Origin of the sequence: Synechococcus sp. R6-10 (assembly GCF_047461815.1) — a bacterium.
Lineage (GTDB): Bacteria > Cyanobacteriota > Cyanobacteriia > Thermostichales > Thermostichaceae > Thermostichus.
Genome location: NZ_JANSHW010000183.1, coordinates 1 through 8,026 on the forward strand (window position 1 = coordinate 1; position 8,026 = coordinate 8,026).

The window sequence follows — 8,026 nt, forward strand, 5'->3', positions numbered from 1 at the left end:
AGGGCGTCGGCTACGGTCGGCGCTATCCTTCCCCGCCCTGAAGGACGGGGCTTGCCGCGCCTTTTGGTCAATGGGATCCCTCTCCTCAGGGCACGACCAACACCGGGCAGGGGGAGAGATCGATCACGCGGTGGCTCACGGAGTTGTTCTGCCCCTCTCCAGATAGGGTGAGGCCGCGGCAGCCCATCACAATCAGGCTGATCTCCAGCTCGTCTGCCACATCACAGATGACAAAAGGTACCTTCCCCTCTCGATACTCACTCTTGACGTTGCTAAGGCCGATTTGATGCAGGCCAGACTCCGTTTGCTTAAGCAGGTTGTGGATGTTCTGCCGGGCTTGCTCGGCTCGCTCCGGGTCAAGCTCCGTATCATCCAGCACAGAAAGCAAATACACTTGGCTCTTGTAGCGCTGTGCTATGTCCGCCACCAAGGGCAAGGCGTGGCTGGTCTCACGCGAGTTATCGATGGGAAAGAGCAGTTTGTCGAACATAGCCGAGGATCCCAACGGTCGACCCCAGTCCCTATCCAAATTCAAGTTCAAGGCGAAGGCTGACTTTATTCTACCAACTTTGCCGGGGGCTGAAGGATCCCAGCCCATTTTCCTATTGTGAGGGGCTCGACCTTAGCCGCTTGGCATCAACCGGAAACGGGAGCCCTTTTGGATAAGCAGTAGAAGACGCCCTGCATACTGCTCATGGGAAAGCCCGACCTTTTGAAGCTGTGCTTGGCTGGGGTTTACGCAGTTCCTGCCGTTGGGCCACTTCCAGATCAAGCTAAACGGCAATTGGGATCTAGAGCCGCAGAAATGGTCTCCTGGATCTGCTGTTGCTGCAGGGATCCCTCGGGCAGTTGCCTATTGTTTTTGACAAACCTGGCATTCCAACTCGCTGTCAGGGCACCATCCACAAAATCTGCATCTGATAAAAGGCTCAAAGTTTGCTGCAGTTCTGCCGTGTTGAGAACATTGCCAATACACAAAAAATATTCTGGAAACCCAAAAAATCAGAAGAGGCCAAATCCTCAGTAGCATGAAAGTTATTCCTATGTAAATCTTATCTGGCTTTGATTGCCTCTTTGGAACGAATCGGTAGAAATGGCCAGCGGAAAATCGAGCGCACTTCCCCCCTCTGCAGACCTCAACCGGTTAGAGCGTGCAAGGCTCCTGTTGCCCGCCGCAGAAACCGCAAGAGAAGGTTAAGCTAAGGCTCTGTTGGCCCCTGACCATCAGATTGGCAGGATGGGTGTCATGTTCCAGATCCAACCCCTGACCCCGGAACGGATTGCCCGTATGGCGGCAGGAGAGGTGATCGACTCTCTGGGGGCTGCTCTGCGGGAATTGCTGGAAAATGCCCTCGATGCCCAGGCCACCCGCATTCAAGTGGAGATCTGGCCGACTCGCTGGCAGGTGCGGGTGGGGGATAACGGCCACGGGATCCCGGCTTCGGAACTGGAGCAGGTGGCCCGCCGCCATACCACCAGCAAACTGGAAGGTCGCAGCCTGGGATTTCGTGGGGAAGCCCTGCACAGCCTGGCCCGCTTGGGATCCCTAGCTATCCAAACCCGCCACGTTTCTGATGCTCACGGCTGGCTGGCCGCCTACGACCGACAGGGGGAGCTGATCCACAAGCAGCCGGCAGCCACTGCCTCGGGAACGGTGGTCACGGTTGCGGATTTGTTTGCCGACTGGCCTCTGCGCCGTCGGGCTTTGCCCCAAACTCGCCCGCTCCTAACCCTGGTGCAAAATGCGGCCCTAGCCCATCCTTGGGTCAGTTGGCAGGTGCATCAGGAAGGGCAATTGCTGCTCAGCCTCTGGCCGGGAAAGTCTCTGCAAGATCTGCTGCTGCAGGTGTTGCCGCAGGTGGATCCCACGGATCTGCGCTATCGGCGGATCCAGGATGGGGATAGCGATTGGGAAGTGGTGCTGGGCCTGCCGGATCGCCTGCATCGCCCCCACCCCGATTGGATCCGTGTGGCCGTAAACGGACGGTTTGTGCAGATGCCCGACTGGCAACGGCTGATCCAGTCGGTTTTTCACCACGCGTTGCCTCGCCACCGTCATCCACTGGTGGTTGTTCACCTGCGCCTGCCCCCAGAGCAGGTGGATTGGAACCGTCATCCTGCCAAAAGCGAGCTCTACCTGGAGAATCTGACGGCCCGCCAGGAGCAGTTGCGCCAACACCTGCACTCCCTTCTGCAATTGGGATCCGAGCAGGCCAGCCGCCGCTCTGTGCATCTGATCCGGGCCAGCGAGGCCAAGGTGGTCTATCGAGTCTCGCCCGATCTCCAGAGCCGTTTTCCTCCCTCTGACCGCCCAACTTCTCTCCTGCCCCCCCTCAAGGCGCTGGCCCAACTGCATCGGACCTACATCTTGGCAGAGCACCCCCAGGGGTTATGGCTGGTGGAGCAACACCTGGCCCACGAGCGAGTTCGCTATGAGTACATCCAGCAGCATTGGCAACTGGTGGCACCGGCGACGCCCGTAACGCTGCAAGGACTATCGCCCCAAGCCCTGGAGCGGTTGGAGCAGTTGGGGCTGGAGCCGGAACCCTTCGGCCCCAATACCCATCTCATTCGACGCCTCCCTTTGGCTTTGGATTCGGAAGATCCAGAAGAGGTACAGGGATCCCTGCTAGAGCTCAGCCGTTGTCAAGATGTGCAGGCAGCCCAGGTGGCGGTGGCCTGTCGAGGGGCCTTGCGCAATGGGATCCCGCTGACCTTGGAGCAGATGCAAAAGCTGTTGGAAGCTTGGCAGCGCACCGCCAACCCCCACACTTGCCCTCATGGTCGCCCGGTCTACCTGGCCCTGGCAGAAAAAGATCTGGCCCGTTACTTCCGCCGCCGTTGGGGCCTCTGCGACCGGCCTATCTCCGACTCCAAACTGGGATCCCTATGGGAGCTGGATCCGCTGGGAGACAGGTTTGCCGCCCAGGTGCGCTCTTCTGCGTCGGATCCCACGGACGAGCCCAGCTCCACCCCACTATAATCGGGGGTGTCCAACTGCTGAAACCCCTGAAACTCCATGGCTTCTTATCTCAAACTCAAAGCCCAAGAAGAGACCTGGCTGCAGCGCCATTCCCGTCTGATCTTGGCGATCTTGGCCAGCCTGGGATCCCTGTTGACGGCCTATCTCACCTACACCAAGCTGACGGAGCAGCCCGCTGCCTTCTGCACGGGGGATGGGGGGTGTGACCTGGTGCTCTCCAGCCGTTGGGCAGAGTTTTTGGGGATCCCGACAGCGGCTGTTGGCCTGCTGGGGTTTCTGGGAGTCTTGGCGCTGGCGGTGCTGCCGGATGGGATCCCACTGGTGAAGCGGTGGCGCTGGCCGGCCCTGTTTGGCTTGGTTTCCGCCATGACCGCCTTTGAGATGTACATGCTTTACCTGATGGTGGCGGTGCTGCGGCAATTCTGCATGTATTGCACCACCGCGATTATCTTGGTGGCGGGGCTGGGGCTGGTGACCGTGCTGGGCCACCGCTGGTTGGATTGGGGCAAGCTGGCCTTCAGCTACATTCTGGTGGCCTTTCTCACGTTGGTGACCACGATTGGGGTGTACGCCAACCAAGTTCCCCCGCCTAGCCCCCTGGCGGTAGGGTTAGCAGCCCACCTGCGGCAGATCGGCGGCACTATGTACGGGGCCTATTGGTGCCCCCATTGTCAAGACCAAAAGGAGCTGTTCGGATCGGCTTTTGAGCAAGTGCCCTACGTGGAGTGCTCCCCCAACGGCCCCGGCACTCCACAGGCTCGAGAATGTACAGAAGCGGGGATCACCAGCTATCCCACCTGGATCATCAATGGCCGCACCTACACAGGCGTTCGCTCTCTGGAAGCCTTGGCGGTGGCCTCTGGCTATCCGCTGGAAGAGGGCAGATAAACCTCTGGGGTTGGGGTGAGGATGTGAACTCGGTTGCGCCCCGCCTGCTTGGCTTGGTAGAGCGCGCTATCCGCCTGCTGCAAGGCAGCTTCCGGCTCCAGGCGGTAGTCTTCGCTGAGCACGACCCCACCGATGCTGATGGTAACAGGCAGGCTGCGCTTGGGGGAGATGTCAATGGGCCGTTTGGCGATAGCCTGCCGCAGAGACTCTGCGTAGCGACCACAGCGAGAGGGGCTAAGTCCGGGCGTAAGGCAAACAAATTCTTCCCCACCATAGCGGTAGAGCAGGCTGGAGGGCCGCAGTTGATTTTGCAGCCGCCCGACGATGGCCTGCAGCACACAGTCGCCAATGTAGTGGCCGTGGCTGTCGTTGATTTGCTTAAAGTGATCTACATCCATCATCAGCAGGCAGAGATAGCGGTAGCGAGCTTCCCCGCGGGCTCCCACCTGCTTGAGCAAATGGGGCAGTGCCTGATCCAGAGCTCGCCGGTTCAACGCCCCGGTCAAGGGATCCGTCAAAGACAAAGACTCCAACAGCTCGTTGCGGGCTCGCAATTGCCGGTTGGCCTGGGCCAAAGCTTGGGTGAGCCGCTGGAGACGTAACCCTGCCCGCACCCGCGCCCGCAGCTCCTCGGGATCGACCGGCTTGGTGATGAATTCATCCGCCCCCGCATCCAGCCCCTCTACCCGAGCCTCAACTTCAGAACGGGACGTGAGCAAAATGAAATAGACAAACTGCCCTGCGGCGGATCCCTTGAGACGGCAACAGAACTCTACCCCCGACATCTCAGGCATGACCCAGTCGCAGATCACCATGTCGGGCCACTCGCTCTCTTCCAAGCTTTGCAAGGAATCCCAAGCTGCTCGGCCGCTTTCCCAGCTTTCCACGTAGTACTGGGAGCCTGTGAGAACATTGATAATGTAGCAACGAACCACTGGGTCATCATCGACAACCCAAATGCGGGGGGTGCGAGCCGGAACAGAGCTCCAAAAGGCTTCTTCTGCTGAACCAGAAGGGTGGTACGCAGAATCCAAGCCCTCCAGATCAAGGGATGGCATAGCTAAAGAGGAATCGCCCATTGTAGTCGGATCCCAATCTTAGCGCCAACAGCTAGTTGGAACCAGAACCGGGAGCGGCCAGACAAGCATGGTTGGAGGCCCGCTCACGGAGCGCAAGGTGCAGTGCTTCCACAAACTGCCGCACCCGAATCGGGTCGATCATGGGAAACGGATCCGAATAGCCTGCCGGCATGCCTGCGGAACGGGAAGACCGCTTCAGAGAACTGGCCACAATTACTCCATCTGCCCGCCGGATCAGGCTGCCGATGTTTTCAGCAGTAGCCCCCGAGCCGATGAGCAGCGGCACCTGAGGAGCAACTTTGCGGGCCAGCTCCAGCTCCTCCAGAAGGGGTGGCTTGCCGGTGGCCCAGCCGGAAAGGATGATGGCATCGGCCAGGCCACGTTCCACCGTGTCGGTAATAGCCGCATCCAGGCTGATGGGACCTAGGGGTTGGGCGTGTTTCACCAGCACATCGGCGAAAATCTTGATGTTAGCCCCCAGCTCCCGGCGATAGCGCAGCAGGCGGTAGGCATTCCCCTCAATGATGCCTTGGTCGGTCACCATCGCCCCGCAGAGCACATTCACCCGGATGAACTGCGCCCCCACGCAGGCGGCAATTGCCAGAGCACTGCAGCCATCGTTGCGCAAGACATTGATCCCAACCGGCAGCGAGACCAGGGTTTTCAGCCGCTGGACGATGACGGTCATGGCGCTGACCACCGCTGCGTCCACCCGATCCTTGGCAAAGGGGGCATCGTAAAAGTTCTCGACAAGGATCCCGTCTACCCCTCCTGCAGCCAGGGCAGTAGCTGCCTGTTCTGCCTGAGCGATCACCCATTCCAAGTCCCCCCCCCAACGGGGCGAGGTGGGCAGCGGCAACAAATGAACTACCCCAATGACCGGATGGGGGGTTTTGAAGAGGTGTTGCAGCAGGTTCACCGGCAAGCTTCCTCAGGGATCCCTAACGATCTTACGCCTGGATCTGACCCACAGGGGTATTCTCTGGGGGAAGTGTAACATCAGGGCTGGGGGGAGAAGAGCGGGCTAGGCCTCGGAGCAATTGCGGCACCATACCCGGCCCTTCGTAAACCCAGCCGGTGTAGACCTGCAGCAGGCTGGCTCCCGCTTCCAGTTTCTCCAAGGCGTCGGCCAAGGTGAAGATGCCCCCCACTCCGATGATGGGCAATTTTCCTTGGGTGGAGCGGTGGATGTAGCGGATGACTTGGGTGGAACGCTCCCGCAAGGGGGCACCGCTGATCCCGCCGGCTTCTGCAAGGATTGGCCTAGACTCCGCTGGTGCGAAGGGGATCCCGCGGCCAGGCAGGAAACGGGTCTTCAGGTTATCGCGGCGGAGGGTGGTGTTGGTGGCCACAATCCCGGCCAGTTGATGGTCTTGGGCCAGCTCCAGGATGCTGTCGATGTCGGGCCAGTCCAGATCGGGGGCGATCTTCACCAGGAGGGGTTTTCGCTTCTGATTTTCCCGCTGTAAGGCAGACAGGATGGGCTCCAGTTGCTCAGCAGCTTGCAGGGATCGCAGCCCCGGCGTGTTGGGGGAGCTGACGTTGACCACAAAGTAGTCCCCCAGATCCTGGAGCAGCCGGAAGCTGGCCAGGTAATCGGCAGCCGCTTCTTCTAGGGGGGTGATTTTGGCTTTGCCCAGGTTGATTCCGATGGGGATGGGACGTTGGTGTAGCCGACGCAACCGTTCGGCCAGAGCCGCCGCCCCTTGATTGTTAAAGCCCATGCGATTGAGGGCAGCGCGATCTTGGGGCAGTTGAAACAGGCGAGGTTTGGGGTTGCCCGGTTGGGGCTGAGGAGTGACGGTGCCCACCTCTACAAAACCAAATCCTAGGCTGGGCCAGACGCCCAGAGCCAGGCCATCTTTGTCGAAGCCCGCAGCCAATCCAAGGGGATTGGGAAAGGTAAGGCCCCACAGCGACACCGCTAGCCGGGGATCCCGGTAGCAAAACAGTCGCTCCAGAGCCGATAGGATCCCGGTGGCCTGGGTGGCATCGATCCAATGCAAGGCGCGCAGCAGGCCCATCTTGACCGCTTCCGGGTCGGCTCTCAGCCCAGAAAAAAGCAGAGGCCACAGCACATCTCGGTACAGGTTTACCACAAGGATTTCCTACGGGTGGGAACCCATGGATTTTGGATTTACTGCTAGGTCAAGAGTCATTCCCTATTGCCAGGCAGCGCCGACGCCCATGGTGGGGCATTCAACCGTGACCCCCTTGGGAAAGCTATCCCAGATCTTGGTTGCATTGGCCCTTTGTCGAGCGCTGCTCGAGGCTGGCTCCCCAAACTGCCCCCAACAGCAAGGTTACCAACAGGTGGATGCGGCCATCCAACATCACCACATCCAAAAGCCCTGAGGCAAAAAACGCCGTCAAGGCCAGCAGCATCCCCAGCAGGACGCTTTCTTGCGAGCGCCGCCAAGCTTGCCATCCCCGCGCCAAAATCCAGCCCCACAGGATCAGATGGCCCAGCAACAGCGGGATCCCACCCTCAGCCGCCAGGTGCAGGTACAAATTGTGGCAATGGCCCAGCAGCTCCGGCGGATCTTGAGCATTGTAAAGAGCGGCAAAGCTTTGCCAGCCCCAACCGGTCAAGGGCCGCTCCTGCACCATCTGCAGGGCGAATTGCCAAGCATCCAGCCGGTTGGCGGTGGAACTAAAGTAGAGCGCTTGAGGATCGAAGGTGTCTGCCAGACGGCTCCAAATCAATCGGGGCACTACGGCCCGCCAGCCCGGCCAATCCCAAGCAGCAGCCAAACCAGCCAACCCTATGCCGACCAAGATCCCGATCCCCCACCAACAGCGCCGTAGGGCCAGCCCTATCACCAGCGCCAGCCCCCCCGCTCCCCAGCCGTTGCGAGAGGCCGTCAGCAGCAACAAGAGGGATCCCAGCCCCAACACAGCTCCCAGCCCTACCACCCTCGGCCAGTCTTTGTCGGCCTGATCCAGCCACAGCCCTGCTGCCAAGCACAGGTGGATCACCAGGTAGATGGCCAGCGTATTGGGGGAAGTGAAGGCTGCCGCCGGTCGCTCTCCCCCGGCAACCCCCGTAATCCAAACCGGCCCCCAGAAGAAGTGC

Annotated in this window: 7 protein-coding genes and 1 pseudogene; 2 read left to right on the forward strand and 6 right to left on the reverse strand. The window is 60.2% G+C overall.

What is annotated here, in order from left to right:
- Positions 1-85 precede the first annotated feature (85 nt).
- Positions 86-490: a universal stress protein gene (locus NW837_RS05785; protein ID WP_011433838.1), complete on the reverse strand. Its 405-nt coding sequence runs from the start codon at positions 488-490 to the stop codon at positions 86-88.
- A 293-nt stretch (positions 491-783) separates the two neighbouring features.
- Positions 784-978 (reverse strand): annotated as a pseudogene (locus tag NW837_RS05790) (PKHD-type hydroxylase); the annotation flags it as partial.
- Between the two features lie 268 nt (positions 979-1,246).
- Between NW837_RS05790 and mutL the strand changes: the two are divergent.
- Together mutL and NW837_RS05800 are read left to right on the forward strand one after the other, a co-directional pair.
- Complete coding sequence (mutL, locus tag NW837_RS05795; RefSeq protein ID WP_414329787.1) at positions 1,247-2,983, forward strand: DNA mismatch repair endonuclease MutL; 1,737 nt, start codon at positions 1,247-1,249, stop codon at positions 2,981-2,983.
- Positions 2,984-3,019: 36 nt separating this feature from the next.
- Positions 3,020-3,871 carry a vitamin K epoxide reductase family protein gene (locus NW837_RS05800; protein ID WP_414329789.1) on the forward strand — a complete coding sequence of 284 codons (852 nt, stop codon included), beginning with the start codon at positions 3,020-3,022 and terminating at the stop codon, positions 3,869-3,871.
- Here NW837_RS05800 and NW837_RS05805 read toward each other — a convergent pair.
- The 4 genes from NW837_RS05805 to NW837_RS05820 all read right to left on the reverse strand — a co-directional run.
- Positions 3,847-4,905, reverse strand: coding sequence for a diguanylate cyclase (locus tag NW837_RS05805; protein ID WP_414329791.1), 1,059 nt, complete (start codon positions 4,903-4,905; stop codon positions 3,847-3,849). The two genes, NW837_RS05800 and NW837_RS05805, sit on opposite strands and share 25 nt — an antisense overlap.
- Positions 4,906-4,981: 76 nt before the next feature.
- The gene (gene btpA / locus NW837_RS05810; RefSeq protein ID WP_414329797.1) at positions 4,982-5,869 is read right to left on the reverse strand and encodes a photosystem I biogenesis protein BtpA; all 888 of its coding nucleotides are present in this window, start codon (positions 5,867-5,869) and stop codon (positions 4,982-4,984) included.
- Positions 5,870-5,900: 31 nt separating this feature from the next.
- Positions 5,901-7,049 carry a quinone-dependent dihydroorotate dehydrogenase gene (locus NW837_RS05815; protein ID WP_414329793.1) on the reverse strand — a complete coding sequence of 383 codons (1,149 nt, stop codon included), beginning with the start codon at positions 7,047-7,049 and terminating at the stop codon, positions 5,901-5,903.
- Positions 7,050-7,173: 124 nt separating this feature from the next.
- Positions 7,174-8,026, reverse strand: an 853-nt coding sequence (locus NW837_RS05820; RefSeq protein ID WP_414329795.1) for an O-antigen ligase family protein, incomplete at its 5' end; no start/stop codon positions are given.